The organism is Luteimicrobium sp. NPDC057192 (assembly GCF_042670205.1).
In the GTDB taxonomy this organism is placed as follows: domain Bacteria; phylum Actinomycetota; class Actinomycetes; order Actinomycetales; family Cellulomonadaceae; genus Luteimicrobium.
Genome location: NZ_JBHUWD010000058.1, coordinates 1 through 17132, shown reverse-complemented (window position 1 = coordinate 17132; position 17132 = coordinate 1). Strand labels below are relative to the sequence as shown.

Annotated in this window: 5 protein-coding genes; all 5 read right to left on the bottom strand. The window is 73.1% G+C overall.

Going from position 1 to position 17132, the window contains the following annotated elements; translation table 11 throughout:
* Positions 1-30 precede the first annotated feature (30 nt).
* The 5 genes from ACFT5B_RS18930 to ACFT5B_RS18910 all read right to left on the bottom strand — a co-directional run bounded on the left by ACFT5B_RS18930 (position 31) and on the right by ACFT5B_RS18910 (position 16867).
* Positions 31-2973: a hypothetical protein gene (locus ACFT5B_RS18930; protein WP_386800736.1), complete on the bottom strand. Its 2943-nt coding sequence runs from the start codon at positions 2971-2973 to the stop codon at positions 31-33.
* A gap of 54 nt (positions 2974-3027) precedes the next feature.
* Complete coding sequence (locus ACFT5B_RS18925; protein ID WP_386800735.1) at positions 3028-4896, bottom strand: HSP90 family protein; 1869 nt, start codon at positions 4894-4896, stop codon at positions 3028-3030.
* 87 nt (positions 4897-4983) lie between these two features.
* Complete coding sequence (locus ACFT5B_RS18920; protein WP_386800734.1) at positions 4984-10932, bottom strand: GH92 family glycosyl hydrolase; 5949 nt, start codon at positions 10930-10932, stop codon at positions 4984-4986.
* 173 nt (positions 10933-11105) lie between these two features.
* Positions 11106-12203 (bottom strand): LacI family DNA-binding transcriptional regulator, encoded by a 1098-nt coding sequence (locus ACFT5B_RS18915; protein ID WP_386800733.1) that lies wholly within the window; start codon positions 12201-12203, stop codon positions 11106-11108.
* 164 nt (positions 12204-12367) lie between these two features.
* Positions 12368-16867 carry a GH92 family glycosyl hydrolase gene (locus tag ACFT5B_RS18910; protein ID WP_386800732.1) on the bottom strand — a complete coding sequence of 1500 codons (4500 nt, stop codon included), beginning with the start codon at positions 16865-16867 and terminating at the stop codon, positions 12368-12370.
* Positions 16868-17132: the final 265 nt, after the last annotated feature.

Here is a 17132-nt window from a genome sequence, read left to right as displayed (position 1 = left end):
CGCCCGGCGTGTCGCACAAGAAGTGCGCACTCACGGGAGGCCGGGGTGGGTCGCGGGGCCGGCGGCGCGCTCCGCGGCCGCGCGCTCGGCGGCGGCCTCGGCGGTCCGCCCGAGCCCCTCGAGAACGGTCGCGAGCTCGAGCCGCGCCACGGCCTCCCCGTCGGCCTCGCCGGCTGCCGCGAGCTGGTCGGCCGCGGACCGGTACACGGCCGCGGCCTCGTCCTCACGGGTCGCCTCCGCGAGCGAGCGCGCGGCGAACAGCAGCGACCCGCCGCCGCTGCGGGGGTCGCCCGCCTCGACGAACAGGTCGGACGCCGCGAGCGCGGCTGCGACGGCCTCGTCGAGGTGGTCGAGGGAGACCAGCGCGCGGGCGCGCGAGTCCGTCACGTCCGCGACCAGCCAGGCCGCGTCGTGGCGGCGCGCGAGCTCGAGGACCTCGTCGAGGTCCTGCAGGCCGGCGGGGTCGCCGTCGGCGGCGCGGGCCCGCCCGAGCAGGTGCAGCACGTCGACGAGGAGCCCGACCTGCTCGGCGGCCCGGGCCTGCGCGGCCGCGGGCTCCAGGAGGTCGACCGCGTCGCGCGCGTACCCCGCCTGCAGGTGCAGGTTCCCGTTCGCGAGCCGCACGCGCGCAGCGCCGACCTCGGCCTCGTCCTCCTCGAACAGGTCGATGGCGCGGCCCCACGCGGACGCCGCAGCGCCCGGCTCGTCCGCGTCGCGCGACGCGTGCCCGATCGCCTCGAGGGTCTCGGCCCGCGCCGCCGGACGCGCTCCCGCCGCCTCCTCCTGCTCGAGGACGGTCTGCAGCACCTCGACGGCCTCGACGGACGCACCGATCGTGGCCAGCTGACGCCCCAGGGCGTAGCGGGCGCCGACGACCGCAGGCGACTCGGCCAGCTCGGCCTGCCGGACGGCGAGCCGCAGCCGCGCGACGGCCTCGTGCGGACGCTCGAGGTCACCGAGGATCGCGGCCCCGAGCATCGCCGCGTCGGCCGCGCGCTCGCGCGCCCCGAGCGCGAGGTCGAGCTCGAGGGCCGCGGACGCGTCCGCGAGCGCCCGGTCGAAGTCACCGATCCCGGCGCGCAGACGGGCGCGGAGCCGGTGCGCGTCGGCGAGGCGGGCCCGGTTGCCGTGCGCTGCGTGCAGGGACGCGACGAGCTCGTCGAGCACGGCGAGGGCCCGCTCCTCGCCGCCAGGTTCGGCCGAGGACGGTCCGGCGGAGCCGGCGTCCTGCGCGAGCGACAGCGCGAGGACGAACGTCGCGCCCTCCCAGAGCTCGTCGTAGCGCTCGGGCCCGCGGGGGGCCAGGAGCGACGCGCGTCGCGCGGCGGCGACGATCTGCGGGCCGAGGACGGCGGCGTCCGTGTCGGGACCGGCCGTCCGGCCGAGCAGCACGGCGAGCGTGAGCGACGCGTCGGCGGCCGACGCGGGCTCGTCGGCGCCCTGGGCGGCCTGCACCTCGGCCTCGAGCCGGGCGACGTCGTCGGGCGAGGCGGTGCCGAACAGAGTGAGCCCCAGCCGCTCCTCGAGGTCCGCCTGGTAGCCCTGACCGGATGCGCGCAGCGCCTCGATCCGCTGCCCGAGGACGAGGCGTGCGTCGCCTTCGTGCTCGGCGTTCACGAGGATGCCGAGCTGGGTGCCGAGGAGCGCGGCACGGCCGGCGGCGTCGGCGATCGCCAGCCCGCGGTCGACCGCCGCGAGAGCGCCCACGACGTCGCCGACGATCGCCCGCTCCCGCGCCCGGACGGCCCAGCCGCGCGCGTCCACGGGGTCGGGGTCGGGCGCCGTGACGGGCGCGGGTGCCGGCGCGTCGGTCTCGACGGGCACGTCGTAGCGCTCGCCGGCCAGCGCACGCATGCCGGCCAGGCGCTCGGCGAAGTGGGCGTTGCCGTTGCGGGCGTCGAACGCCTCGGCGATGCGCGCGGCGGCCTCCCAGGCGCGGGGCGCGAGCTCGTCGGCGGCCCAGCGGCCCTCGTGCTCGCCCACGAACGGCACGAGCTCGGTGCCGTCGGAGCCACGCACGGGCGCGTCGCCGTGCCCGGCAGCGGTCACGGCGTCGAGCAGCAGGGCCGCCGCGGCCAGCGCCTCGAAGTGCTCGAGGGCGTTGAGGCCGTCGTGCCCGAACCAGGCGAGGTGGCGCTCGAGCATCGACAGCCCCCGCGCCTCGTTCCCGGAGACGGCGCAGAACGTCAGGTGCCTTGCCACGATGCCGAGGTTGCCCGCGTTCCCGCGTGCGTCGCGGTAGCTGCGCAGGTGGGCGGCGCGGGCGTCGTCGAACCGGCCCGCGCGCAGCATCGGGACGAGGGCCTGCGACAGCGCGCGCTCCGGCTCCTCGCCGCACGCGTAGCCCTCGGCCACCATCTCGTCGTACAGGCGCAGGGCCTCGTCCTCGCGTCCGTGCGACGCGAGCCACTCGGCCGTCTCCGAACGCACGCACGCGTCGCAGTGGCTGTACTCGTCGTCGGGCGTGACCTGGAGCTCCGCGAACGCGGCCTCGGCCTCGTCGGCCCAGCCGTTCGCCGCGGCCGCGCCGAACCGTGCCATGACGACGCCGCTGCGGCCCACGCCCGCGCGGTCGTACCGCTGCGCCATGTCGTCGAGCACCGCGTGGATCTGCTCGGCGGGGAAGACCGGGTTGAGGGACAGCGCGCCCGACATCCACTTGTAGTGCCACAGCAGGTCGCCGCCGACGTCCGGGCCGGACGTCGGGAACCGCTCCGGGTCGCGGTCGTGCATGCCGACGCACCACGCGAACGACGACAGGACCGTGTCGGTGTCGCCCGTCATGTTCGCGGACGCGGTGAGCCGCATGCGCGCGCGGTACTCGCGGACCTCGTCCTCGCCCTCGACGGCGAGCGCGAGCGCCTGGTCGAGAAGGGCGCGCTCGTGCGGCCCGAACGGGGTCTGGTCGACCTCCTCGAGGAGGGCGTCGATGCGGCGTCCGGCGGCCTCGGCGTCGGGGGCGTGGGTCGTCATGGTGCGGTTCGTTCCTTCGGTTCGGTGCGACGTCTGGTTCGGCCGCGTGCGGGGTCAGCGGGCCGCGCTGAGCTCGACGAGGTCGGTGAGCGCCCCGGTCAGGAGCGCCCGGTCGTCGGGGCGCAGGGGGCGGTGCCCGGCGAGGAGCGCCTGGACGTAGAGGAGCTGGGCGGTGCGACCGAGGACGGCGCCGTCGTCCGTGGCGGCGAGCGTCCGCACGAGCGGGCTCGACCAGTTGAGGCACAGCCGCGGGCGTACCGGGCCGGCGGCACTGCCGTCCGCGACGGTCGCCGCCTTGCCGAGGACGCCGGCCCACAGGCTGGGCGCGACCTGGCGCGCGACGCCGCGGTCCACGGCCCGCAGCGCGTCCCGCCCGGCCAGGTAGAGGGCCGGCACGTCGGCCGGGTCGAACCGCCGCACGACGACGTCGCACCCGACCGCGTCGAGGACGGCGCCCGCGCGGTCCTCGAGCCGGACCACCGTGGCACGGTCGTCGAGGGGCGGGACGTCGAGCGCGTCGAGCGCGTCCTCGACCGTGGCCCGCGAGACCGTGACCCCCTCGAACACGTCGGGCAGCCGCCGGACGACGTCGGCGTCGTGGACGTAGCCGCCGTTGACGACGGGTCGGTCGGGCGCCGCGAGCGCCGCGACCTGGCGGAACTCGTCGACGGTCTCCGTGTAGCGCACGTGCGGGTACCGGCTCACGAGCTCGTCGACCGTCAGCACCCCGACGGACGTCTCGACGCGGAGCCAGCGCAGCACGAACGACGCGAGCTCGTCGTCGTGCACGACGAGGCCCTTGAGGGAGCGCTCGTGGATCGCGACGAACTCCGCGAGGCGTCCGGGACGGCTCAGCCCGAGCTCGAGCACCCACCGGCGCACCGCGGCGCCCAGCTCGGCGCGCGTGAGCTCGAGGGCGTCGTCCTCGACGAGCGCCTCGCGCGAGGCCGTGGGGCGCAGCCCGGTCGTGTCGACGACGGCACGCACGAAGAACGCCCAGTCGGGCAGCAGGCCGTCCCAGCGGTCGTCGAGGAGCATGCCGCCGAGGTGCACGACGCTCGCCTGCCGTGCTCCGGGCGGGGGCGCGAACGGCAGCACGTAGGCGGTGCCGCGCGTCCCGGTGGCCGGGACGGCCAGCTCGATCGCGTCGAACGGCTCGGCGCCCAGCAGGTCACGGCCGAAAGCGCGCACCTGCTCCGCGAGGTCCTCCCGGCGCTCCCCGGTCGCGACGAACACGGGCTCGCGGGTGACGAGCTCCCACGTCCCGCCGGGGTTCGCGACGCGCACGGGCACGTCGAGGAACCGGGCGTAGGTGCGGGCGAGGCCGAGCGCGCCGTCGTGGCCGAGCAGCGCGACGTCGTCGGGGCGGACGGCGAGGCGGACCTCGGTGCCCACGGGGACTCCCGAGGCCTCCGCCCCGGCGAGCTCGCGCACCGAGAACGTGCCGTCGGCGCTGCCGACCCACTCGACCGGGGCGTCGCCCCGGACCGAGCGGGACCGCACGACGATCCGGTCCGTCACCATGAAGCAGCTCAGCAGGCCGATGCCGAACCGGCCGAGGAGCCCCTCGCGCGGCAGGTCGAGCAGGTCGCGCTTGGAGCTGCGCCCCACCGTCGCGAGCAGGTCGCCCACCTCGGCGGCGGTCAGCCCGGCGCCGTCGTCGACGACCCGCAGCACCCCGCCCGGGCCGTCGGCCGGGTGGATCCGCACGCCCCAGGCGGGGTCGGGCCGCCCGCCGGCGAGGTCGGCGCGGGCGCGGACGGCGTCCCGCGCGTTCTGCACGAGCTCGCGCAGGTACACGCGCGGCCCGGAGTAGAGGTGGCGGCCCAGGAGGTCGACGACGCCGCGCAGGTCGACCTGGAAGGGGCGGGCGGTCACGGGGTGCACGGGCCCCGGTTCGGGGGCCCGGGTGGTGTCGGTCATCGCGGTCGATCGTGCCAGACGAAGGTGACAGACGACGACACCCGCCCCGCCGCCCGAGGGCGACGGGGCGGGTGCGTGGTGCGTCCGTTACCGCCGGGCCGTCACGGTGAAGGACACCGACATCGGGTGCGACGAGGCACCGTCCGCCGTGCTGGTCTCCGCGAGGCTCGCGACGACCTTCTTGTACGTGCCCACCGGGAGCGTCGACGAGAGCGTGGCGGTCGCCGAGTACGACGCGCCGTCGCGCACGACCTTCGCCGTGCCGAGCACGACGTCGCCGCTCGTGAACGTCACGGTCCCGCTCGTCGCCCCGGTCACCACGGCGGTGACCGTCGCGGGCGACGAGGTGCCGTAGACCTGCGACGACGCCGAGAACGCCGGCGTGCCGACCGCGGTCGAGGCCTTGGTGACCGTGAGCTTCACCGTCTTGCTCGTGCTCGCGGCGTACACGTCGTCACCGGCGTAGCGCGCCGTGTAGACGTGGTTGCCGACCGCGGGAGCGTCGACCGTGAGGCTCGCCGTCCCGCCGACGACGGTCGCGAGACCGAGCGACGTGGTGCCGTCGAGGATCTCGACCGCGCCCGTCGCACCCTTCGTGACCGTGGCCGTCAGCGTGACCGGGTTGCCGAAGGCGACCCTCGGTGCCGAGATCTTCAGCTTGACCGAGGAGGCCTTCTTCGCGTGCTCGACGACGACGATGGCGCTGGCGGACGCCTGCGAGTCGCGTCCGACGGCGAGGACCGGGTAGGTCCCGTCGTCGGCCGTCGCGGGCACCGTCCGCGTGGTGGTGAAGGCGCCGTCCTGGTCGGCGACGACCCCCGCCTCGGCGGCGAGCGACCGGGCCGAGGTGGCGACCGGCGTGTCGCTGAGCGTCACGTCGACCGTCTCCCCCGGCTCGAAGCCGGTGCCCTTGATCGTCACGGTGTCGCCCGGCTGGACCTTCTCCGGGCTGACCGTGAGGGCCGCGTGGTACGTGTCCTTCACGACGACCTTCGTGGTCGCGACGACGCTCTTCTCGCCGTCGTCGACGGTCACGGACACCGTGTAGGTTCCGGCCTGCGCGTAGGTGTGCGTGCCGCTCACCGTGCCGTCGGCGACCGCGGCGTCGCCGACCGGGTTCTCGTCGCCCCAGTTGACGGTCGCCGTGTCCTGTCCGCCGAGCCCGCCGGTCACCGTGGCGAGCGCCGCGGTGAACTCCTCGCCCGTGGCCTGCTGGGCGACGTCCGTGCCCGCGGCCGCGAGGGCCTCGTGCGTGGAGCGCTGCCCGTCGGACGCGATCGCGACGACGTGGATGAGACCGTCGCCGAGCCCGTTCTCCTGGTTCGGCAGGGTGATCGACTCGACGGTCTTGCCCGCCGGGATGTCGACCGGCGCGGTCGAGAAGACCGCGGCGGCCTGGTTGTCGCCGGCGCCCGAGCCCTTGAGCCGGTCGTCGGAGAGCGCCACGGCGATGTTGCCGAACTGCGGGCTCTTCGCCGCGCCGACCCAGTCGCCGTAGTCGATCGCGAGGTCCTGCGTGCTGCCGTCCGTGAACGTCAGCGTCGCCGTCCCGTGCTGCGCCGACTCGTTCGCCGTCCCGATGACGGAGAGCTTCGTGGCGCCCGTGCCGAGGTCGAGCGCGATGCGCTGGCCCTTCGCGACGGCGGTGTCCGGCTTGCCCGCCGCGACCTTCGGGAGGTCGAACGTCAGGTTGGTGCCGGGCACGGCGACCGTGGTCCCGGGCACGTAGCCCTTCGTCGCGAGCGAGGCGGCGTCGAACGTGTAGCCGTTCCCGTCGCAGTCGCCGCTGACGCCGCCGCCGAGCGTCGTGAAGCAGGTGATCGAGTAGGCGCCGACCAGGGAGTCGTCACGCGACACCGTGATCGTGACGGGCTCGGAGGCCTGCTTGCCGCCCTGCTCGACCCACACGCGCGCCGTGTAGACGCCCGCCTTGTCGAACGTGTGCGGAGCGGTGATCTGGAGCGAGCCGAGGCTCGACCTCGTCACGGTGGCCGGCTGGGCGCCCTGGCCGTCGAGGAAGTCGACGGTCGCGGTGAAGTCCTTCGGGTCGGTCGAGGTACCGCCCGTCACGGTCGCGTACGCGCCCGTGAACGAGGTCCCGACCTTGCCGGCGAGCTTCTTGCCCGGGTAGAGCGCGAACGTGTCGGACTGCACGGTCGTGTCGACGAGCAGCTCGAGCTCGGCGAGCGTCGGCGGCGTGCCGTCGCTCGTCGCGGTCACCCGGAGCCGGTACTGCGCGTACAGCGTGGGCTTGTCGACGCTGAACGGCCGGGTCTGGCTGGCCCACGTGAACTTCTGGTCCGTGCGGGTGTCGACCGTCGTCCAGCTCTCGCCGTCGTTGGAGCCCTCGAGGGTCCAGGCGCTCGGCGCGGAACCGTTCGCCCCGTTGGTGAGCGTGTACGACGCGACCGCGACGGGCCCGCTCGTCGACGACCACGTGACCGTGGGCGTCGCCGACGCGAACGTGACCGCGCTGCGCGAGTTGTCGTCGACGAGCGCGCTGACGTCGGTGCCGTCGTCCGCGACCGTGTCGCCGAAGCTGGGCTTGGTCCCGTCGACCTGCGGCGTGCGCACGCCGGTGTCGCTCGTGCGCTCGCCCCACGACGTCGGCTTGTCGGTCATGCCGAACGTGAGGGTGCCGCCGCCCTTGAGGGCCGACTCGTCGAGGTTCACCCCGTCGAGCGCCTTCCCGTCGAGGCTCACGGACTTCACGTAGACGTTCTTCGAGCTGTTCTCCGGCGCCTGGATCTTGAGGTCGCCGCCCTTGAGGTGGACGGTGGCGTCGGTGTAGAGCGGCGAGCCGATCGTGTACTGGCCGGAGCCGAGCGCGAGCGGGTAGAAACCCAGCGAGGAGAACACGTACCACGACGACATCTCGCCGTTGTCCTCGTCGCCCGGGTAGCCCTGGCCGATCTCGGAGCCCACGAACAGGCGCTGCAGGATCTCGCGCACGTCCGCCTGCGTCTTGGACGGCTCGCCGGCCGCCGCGTACAGGTACGGGATGTGGTGCGAGACCTGGTTGCTCATGCCGAGCTGGCCCATCCGTACGTCACGGGCCTCCTTGGCCTCGTGGATGCCGTAGCTGCCCTTCTCGGGCGTCGAGAAGAAGGTGTCGAGCTTCTTCAGCAGGCCGTCCGTGCCGCCGTACAGCGCGGCGAGGCCGTCGATGTCGTACGGCGCGTGGAACGCGAAGTTCCAGCCGTCGGTCTCGGTGTAGTCCCCGCCCCACTGGGTCGGGTCGTACGTGGAGGCGTCCTTGGCGAACGTGCCGGACGGCGTCCGGCCCTGGAAGAAGTTCACCGCCGGGTCGAACATGTTGACGTAGTTGGTGGCGCGCTTGGTGAAGTAGGACGCCTCCTGCGTCAGCTCGGTGACCCGTGCCGTCGGGGTCGCCGGGTCGCTGGCGAGCTTCGCCGCCATCTTCCCGATCGCGAAGTCGTTGATGTACCCCTCGAGGCCCCAGGAGACGCTCTCGCCCGTGGCGTTCGACGTGTAACCGAGGAACTCGGACGTGTCGAGCCCCTTGCGGCCCACGGCGTTGGACGCCGGGAGCACGGTCGCGTTCTTCACGGCCGCGTCGTAGGCCTCGAGCGCGAGGTCCGTCGGGATGGCGCCGGACAGGTACGACTCGGCGAACGACGCGTCGGAGCTCGTGCCCGTCATGAGGTCGGCGTAGCCCGGCGAGGACCAGCGGGCGATCCAGCCGCCGTCGCGGTACTGCTGGACGAACCCGTCGACGAGCTCGGTCGCGACGTCCGGGTAGAGGAACGAGTACAGGGGCCAGACGGTCCGGTACGTGTCCCAGAAGCCGTTGTTGACGAAGATCTTGCCGTCGACGACCTTGGCGTTCGTCGTCGTGTCGGTCGCGGTCCCGCTCTTCGCCGAGACGGGGCTCGCGTACTGCCACCTCGCCGCGTCGGCCGTCCCCGTGTTCTCCGACTGGGAGTTCGGGTAGAGGTTGAGGCGGTACAGGTCGGAGTACAGGTTGACCTTCTGCGCCTGCGTCGCGGACGGGACGTCGATGACGCCCAGGCGGTCGTCCCACTGCTGCCGGGCGGCGTCGCGGACCTGGTCGAACGACTGGCCGGTGACCTCGAGGTCGAGGTTGTGCTCGGCCTGGTCGCGCGAGATGAACGACGTCGCGATCCGCAGCTCGACGGTGTTGTCGGACGACGTGTCGAACCGCGCGAACTGGGCGGTGGTCCGGCCGGTGGCGGTGCCGACGGCGCTCGGGGCGCGGTCGAACTGCCCGTAGACGAACATCCGGCTGCGGCCCGCGGAGAGCCCGCTGCCGCCGTCGACCCAGCCGGTCACGGTGCCGTCCGCGGCGACCTTGAGCGACGACGTGCCGGAGACCTGGTCGACGAGGGCGGTGCCCGTGGCGGAGCCGGACGGGAACGTGAAGCGGTAGACCCCCGCGTGGTCGGACGGCGTGACCTCGGCCTTGATCCCGTCGGTGAACTTCACCGAGTACAGGTCGGGCTGGGCGGTCTCGTCGTCGTGGGAGAACTCGAGCCCGCGCGCGGACAGCCCGGCATCGGGCGTCCCCGTCGCGAGCGACGGCATGATCGCGAGCTGGTTGCGGTCACCCATCCAGGGGCTGGGCTCGTGCGAGATGCCGATGGCCTGCAGGACGGGCAGGTTCTTGGAGTCGTTGCTCGACGCGTAGTTGTAGAGCCAGTCGGTCGAGCCGCCGTTCGTCATCGGGGTGAAGAAGTTGAACCCGTTGGGGACGGCCGCCGCGGGGATGTTGTTGCCGCGCGAGAAGCTGCCGCTCGCGTTGGTGCCGCGGCGCGTGTCGACGAAGTTCGTCCGGCTCGAGCAGCCGTCGATCGGCGTGGCGCCGGCGACCTCGACGTCGTCCAGCCAGCCCGAGAACGAGGTCTTCGCGGTGCCGCCCGGGTTGTCGTAGGAGAGCAGGACCTTGGTGATGTGGCGGCCGGCGAGCGAGGACAGATCGACGCGCACCTTGTTCCACTGGTCGGCGTACAGGGCCTTCTCGCTGCCCTGGTCCTTCGCATCGGCCCCGAAGCCGTACTGGTCGGTGAGGCCCTTCGCCGACATGAGCGTGCCGTCGTCGAGCTGGAGGTCCACCGCGACGTACGTCGAGGGGTACTCGAGGTCGGACGGGTTCATGGTCGGGAAGACCGTGTAGGACAGCTCGGTGTCGGAGCCGACGGGGATGTCGACGTCCGAGTACAGGCTGTCGGTCGAGGACGCGTCACCGTCGGCGAGGTGCGAGCCCGAGTAGTGCAGGGCCTGGGTCCCGCTGAAGCCGGCGTTCACCTTCGCCGTGGGCGCCGAGACCGGGCCGGAGCCGACCTCGGTGCGCATCGGGCCCGCCGGTGTCGGGGTGTCGGAGCCGTCGAGGACGTCCCAGTCGGCGAGCTGGATGAGGCTATCGCCGTTGTTCTGCGTGATGTTGAGCCGGTAGTACGTGTACGCCCCCGGCTTCGCGACCGTGTACGTGTTGGTCACGTAGCGGTCGGAGAACGTCTGGCCGGTCTGGCTGTCGACGTCCACCCACGCGGTGCCGTCCGTCGAGCCCTGGACCGTCCACGCCTTGGGGTCGCGCCCGGCGGAGTCGTTGGCCGAGGTGATCGTGTACTGCTTGACGGTCTGCGCGGCGTCGAGCTGGTACTGCAGCCAGCCGGTGCTGGTGCGGACGAGCCACTTGGTCGAGCTGTCCGCGTCAGCGGCCTTGACGGCCGTCTCGGACGGCGGGTTCTCCCCGGACGCCGTGACGGCGGTGACGTGCGGCAGGAGGCTGCCGTTCGCGTACCGCGCGCCGGTCACGTTGACCGGGTCGCTGAACGCGGTGCTGAGCAGGGGTGCGGCGTCGCTCTTCTCGAACGACGACGAGAAGGTTCCGCCGGCGGACGTGTCGTCCGCCTGGGCTGCCGGCGCCACGACGCCGCCGAGCGTGGCGACGAGCGCGGCGCTGACGGCGCTCACCGTGCCGATGCGGGCGGCGGCTCCCGCGCGCCTCCGCGTGCGACCGGGCGACCCCCCGGTTTCGCTGAACTGCAGGCTCATCTCGACTCCTCGGTCTCGTCACCCATGACGATCGATCCGGGGCGCCGCCCTTGCGGGCCGCGCACGCCTGACACCGCTGTCAGGCTAGCCAGACAGTAGACAGCCCTGCGGGGAGTGTCAACAGGAACGAGCCCTCCGCTCCCGCGGCGCGTGCGGGGCCGGTGGCGACGGCGTCAGGAGGCGCGCGGACGGGGCGGACGCTCCCCCGAGCCCCGCGCCACGAGGCGCGTGGGGAGCACCCAGGTCTGCGGGTCGTCGACGCGCCGGCCCTCGCGCGCGAGGAGGGCCCGCGCGGCCTGGCGCCCGATCTCGGCAGGGTCGTACGACACCGTCGTCACGCCGAGCAGGTCGGCGAGGTCGAAGTCGTCGAAGCCGACGAGCGCGAGGTCCGGTGCGAGGTCGGCCATCGCGTGCAGCACACCCGTCGTGATGCGGTTGTTCGAGGAGAACACCGCGGTCACGCCCGGGTCCTCCGTGAGCAGGCTCTGGACCGCTGCGGCCGCGGACTCGGCGTCGTGCGCGCCCTCGCGCACGAGCCCGCGCCAGTCGGAGACGCCCGCCGCGTCCATGGCGTCGCCGAACGCGCGCTGGCGCTCGCGCTGCGGGTGCAGGCGCGCGTAGTCGCCGACGTACGCGATCCGCCGGTGCCCGGCGGCGAGCAGGTGCTCGACGGCGGCGCGGGTGCCGCCGTAGTTGTCGAGGAGGAAGGCGTCGGCGTCCATGCCCGCCGGCGGCCGGTCGACGAAGACGATGGGCACGCCGCGCTCCTGCACGTCGACGAACGGCGCGTGCGACGTGAGGGTCGAGGTGAGGATGATCCCGCGGACCCGGCGCAGCGCGAACTCGTCGACGAGCACGACCTCGGCGTCCGGGTCCTCGTCCGAGCTCGCGATGGTGAGCTGCAGGCCGAGCGCGCGGACCTCCTGCTCGACGCCCTTCGCCATGACCGAGTAGAAGGGGTTGGCGAGGTCGCCCGTGACGAACGCGACGACACCGGGCACCACGCCTCGCTTGAGCAGGCTCGCCATGGGGTTGAGCCGGAAGCCGAGGTCGTCGGCGACGCCGAGCACCCGCTCGCGCGTCTGCTCCGCGACGTAGCGCTCGCCGTTCATGACGCGGGAGGCGGTCTTGAGGCTCACCCCGGCCCGTTCGGCGACGTCCGCGAGCGTGGGGCGTCGCCCGGACCCGCGGTCCGTTCCGGCCGCCGTGCCCTCGTGGTCCGGCTTGTGGTCGGTCTCGATGCCGTCTGCGCCGCTGCCGTCCGCGCCCATGAGCCCTGCCTCTCCTGCGCTCCCGATGGTCGCGCCAGCCTACCGCTACTCCGCACCGCTTCCGTGCTGCCGCGCGCCGGCCGCGCAGCGGACGGGGCCCGGGCCGTCCGGGCGACGCCGAGGGAGGACCTCGACGCCGCCCGGACGTCAGACCACGCCGACCGTCACGAGCACGCCGTGGTCGCGAACGTCGGGTCTTGGATGGCAGTCGCGCCGTCCGTCCAGGTGCCCGACGCCGTCACCGCGCTGCCCTCCACGCCGTTGGTCCGCGTCGGGAACCTCGCGGAAACGCTCGCACCCTTGGCGACGTCCTCGACGGTCGTCGTGCCGAACGGCGTCGTGAGGGTGACGTCCGCCGGTCCGTCCCCCTCGTTGACGGCCCGGACGGCGAGTGTGACCTTGCCGGCGACGCACACGGGCGTGGCGGTCGCCGCGATCGTCGGCCGCGTGGTCGGGGTCGAGACCTCGAACCGCACGCCGGCGAGCCACCCTCCCCAGCCGTCCGCCGGGCTCGAGTCCCCGATCCGGACGTAGAGCGCGTCGCCCTGCCCGCCGGCCTCGCGGAGCATCGTCGCGAGGTCGAGCGAGCGCTCGGCCCGGTTGCTCTGGAAGATCGGCTGCCCGGGCTCGGAGAGGACGGAGACCCACGTCGTGCGGTCGTGCGAGATCGAGACGTCGTACTGGTTGGCGATGTCCAGCGTGAGCGTCCCGGCGGTCGCGCCCGCGAGCGGCAACCTGTAGACGAACGACGACGTCTCGTCCGCGTACCGGAAGTGCTTGCCGCCGTCGAGGTCGCCCAGCTTCGAGCCGTCGTCCTCCACGAGCCACGCCGCCTCCTCGGGCGTGCCCGGGGTGAGCTCGGTGACGTCGCCGGTCACGCTGATCGAGCCGGAGCCCGTGACGTGCCACCCGGGCCAGCTCGCGACCACGGTCAGCGGGAAGGTTCCCGGCGCGACGTCGGCGGGCGGCGTCACGGTGAAGTGGACGTCGACCGAGTCGCCCGCCGGCACCGTCACGTCGGCCCGGGTGGCCGGCTCGGCGGTCCAGCCGTCGGGCAGCGACGGCGTGAGCTCGACGTCGACGGGCGTGTCGCCCGTGCCGTGCGCAGTGACGGTGAGGTCGGCCGTCTGCCCGGCTCGCAGGTCGATGCCGGACACGTCGAGGGTCACCGGCGAGGCCGGGATACGGTCGCGGGTGAGGAGCTCGACCTCCGCGAGCGAGGTGCTCCCCGTCGCGCCGGTGAACCGGATCCGGTACTGCGAGGCGGCGACGGCGTGGGTGACCTTGAAGGGCCGGGTCTCGTTGCGCCAGCGGAAGGTCTCGTCCGTCCGCTTGTCGATTCGGGTCCACGTCCTGCCGTCGGTCGAGCCCTCGAGCACCCACCCGGTCGGGTCGAGCGTCTGGGCCTTGTCGCTCGAGGTCAGCGTGTAGAAGACGACCTTCGTCTCCTTCCCGCCGTTCACCGCGTACGTGACGCCCGGGTTCTCCCCCGCGAGCGCCGCGGAGGTGGTCGAGCTGTTGTCGAACAGGGCGTTCACGTCGGTGCCGTCGCCGGCGCTCGCGACGCCGCGCGACGGGCCGGTGACGTCCTTCATCGGCTCGACGACCTCGTCTCCCCGGGTCGCGGAGACGGGGACGTCGTTCACGCCCGTGCCCCAGGCGCCCGGCCGGGAGCCCATCGTGAACCGGAGCACGGCGCCGTGCGCGAGCTCTTGCTGGGAGATGGACGTCGAGGAGTGGTTCCTGCCGTTCACGGTCACGCTCTGGACGTAGATGTTGCGCTGCGTCCCGGGCGCCTCGAGGACGACGTCGCCGCCCGGCAGGTGGAGGGTCGCCTTCTCGAAGGTCGGCGAGCCGAGTACGAAGGTGCCGGTCGCGAGCTGGAGCGGGTAGATCCCGAGCGAGCTGAGGACCTGCCACGACGAGCTCGCGCCGTTGTCCTCGTCGCCGGGTCCGCCCTGACCGATCTCCGCGCCCACCCAGCCGCGCTGGAGGGCCTCGCGGACGACCTTCTCGCCCTTCCACGGCTGCTGGGTGTAGCTGTACATCCAGGGGATGTGGTACGAGATCTGGTTCGGGATGCTCCATTGGCCGAGCCCGAGGTCACGGGTCTCGCGCATCTCGTGGATCGTGCCGCCGTAGGAGCCCGGCTTGAGGGCCGTCTCCGGCGTCGCGAAGTACGCGTCGAGCTTCTCGGCGAGCCTGTCGCGCCCGCCGAACAGGTTGGCGAGGCCCTGGCCGTCCTCGGGCGCCATGAACAGGTCGTTCCACCCGTTCGCCTCGTCGTAGTCGCCGTCGTTCCCCCAGGCCTCGGGGTCGTACTTCGCCGTCGGCGTGGTCCATGCCCCGCTCGCGGACCGGCCCTGGAAGAAGCCGGTCGACGCGTCGTAGAGCTGGGTGTAGCCGAGGGCGCGGCTCGCGAAGTACTCGGACTCCTCGCGGTACCGCTTCTTGTCCTGGCCCGACGTCTGCGGCGCGGACGCGATCGCGGCGGCCATCTGGCCGATGGCGGCGTCGTTGACGTACCCGTCCATCGAGTCGGCGAAGGCGCTCCAGCCCACGAAGATCGAGGTGTCGAGCCCGCCTCGGCCGTACGCGTTGCTCAGCGGCCGGACCGTCGCGTTCTTCAGGGCGGCGTCGTAGGTGTCCCGCGCGTCGATCCCGGGCACGCCCTTGACGTAGGCGTCGGCGAACGCGGCGTCGGACGACGTGCCTGTCATGACCCGCGCGTAGCCGGGCGAGGACCAGGGCGAGACCCAGCCGCCGTCGCGGTACTGCTGGACGAAGCCGTCGACGAGCTCGCCCGCGACCTTCGGCCACAGGAGCGCGTAGCCGGGCCACTCCGAGCGGTGCGTGTCCCAGAACCCGGTGTTGACGAAGACCTTGCCCTCCGCGATCGGCGCGCCGGTCGTCGTGGGGGTGCTGGCCGGCGGGTCCCAGCTGTCGGTCGATTGGACCGCGTGCCGGTAGCGGGGGCGCGCAGCCGTGCCGGTGTTCTCGTACGCCGAGTTCGGGTAGAGGTTCATCCGGTACAGGTTCGAGTAGAGCGTGGTGAGCTGGTCGTCGGTTGCGCCCTCCACCTCGACCACGGAGAGCCGGTCGTCCCAGGCGCGCCGCGCCCGGTCGGCGACGTCGTCGAACCCGTCGCCGGGCGCGATCTCCTGCTCGAGGTTCTTCCTGGCCTGGTCGACGCTGATCAGCGAGGTCGCGATCCGCATCTGGACCTGGTCGCCGGCGAACGAGACGTAGGCCGTCGACGGGCGGTTGCCGGACGCCAGCGTGCCGCTGCCCGTCACCGGCCGGTCGAACGTGGCGTACATGAACATGCGGGTGTTGCCGGCCGAGATCGTCCGCGTCTCCGACCAGCCCTGCACCGAGCCGTCGTCGTTCAGCGTCAGCCCGGCCCGGTCGTCGACGTTGTCGAAGATGAGCTTGCGGCCACCACCCTCGGGGAACGTGAAGCGGAACATCGCCGCGTGGTCGGTGGGGGCTATCTCGGTCTTCAGGCCGTTCTCGAAGGTGACCGCGTAGCGGAACGGGGAGGCGACCTCGTTCATGTGCCGGAACGGCAGAGCCCGCGCGGTCCGGCTCGCGTCGGGAACCCCGGTCGCGACCGACGGCATGACCTGGAACGTCTGGCGGTCGCCCATCCAGATGCTGGTCTCGTGGCTCGCCTCGAACGCCTGGATCCTCGGCAGGTTCTGGGCGTCGTTCTTCTCGTTGTAGCTGTACATCGTCCCGAGCGAGCCCGCGTCGGTCGTCGGGGTCCAGAAGTTGAACCCGTTGGGGACCGCGGTCGCGGGGAAGCTGTTGCCCCGCGAGTAGTCGCCGTTCGACTGGGTCCCGCGGGTGGTCAGCACCCAGTCGGACGGGTGCCTCCGGACCGGGTCCTTCGGGTTCCCCGTGATCGTCAGGTCGTCGATCCAGCCGCGCGCATCCACGGCGCCCTTCGGCGCGTCGAACGACAGGAGGATCCGGTCGATCGTCTTGCCCGCGGCGACCTTCCCGATGTCGGCCTGCTGGTGGTTCCACTGGAGCGGGTAGACGGTGTGCGAGTCGCCCTGGGCCCGCGGCGTGAGCGCGACGCCGTGCTGGTCGACGGCGCCGAGATCGCTCAGGTAGGTGCCGTCGGTGAAGGCGAGGTCGATCGACACGTACGACGACGCCCTGTCGAGCTTCTTCTCGTCGAAGTCCGGGAACACCAGGTACGACAGGCGCGAGTCGGGGCCGACAGGGACGTCGACGTCGAGCAGCCGGTTGACCGCGTGGGAGTCGCCGTCGGCGCTGTGGTGCCCCTCGTAGCGCAGGGCGTGCAGGCCGGTGAAGCCAACGTTCGCCTTCGCGTTGTAGGCCCTGTCGGGCCCGTCGTCGATGACGGTCTCCAGACCAGGCGCGTGCGCGTCCCCGTGGCTCACGCCATGGACGTCGGGGGCACCGCCGCGCACTTCGACGGCGCTCGACGACACCACAGGGGCGCTCTCCTCGAACGAGGTCGCGTAGCTTCCGGCGTCGGGGGCCTTGTCCGCCGTCGCCACGGCTGCCCCGCCGGTCGCGAGCGACGCGACGGTCGTCGTCACGGCGGTGGCCACCGCCGCTGCGGCCCGGGCGGCCGATCGGCGGCGGGCCGGAGGTCCGGGCGGCCGTGTCCTGTCGGGCTTCGTCATGTCTCCTCCCTCTGGCGGCGCTTCCTCGCGCCGCCGCGACAACGTTGTCATCTCACGAAAGCCGGGTGTTCGAATCTCCTGTCACCCACCGCCGGTCTCGCCTCGTGCTCCCCGTGCCGCGCCCGGACACCTTCGACCGGACGCACCTGACGGACGCCCCATGCCACCATGGCGTGACAACGCTGTCAAGACCGCGCCGGCTGCGCGGTCCGCGGCGCCCCTCCCCCGTACGAGACGGGCGCCCGGCGGGTGGTCCTCCCACCCG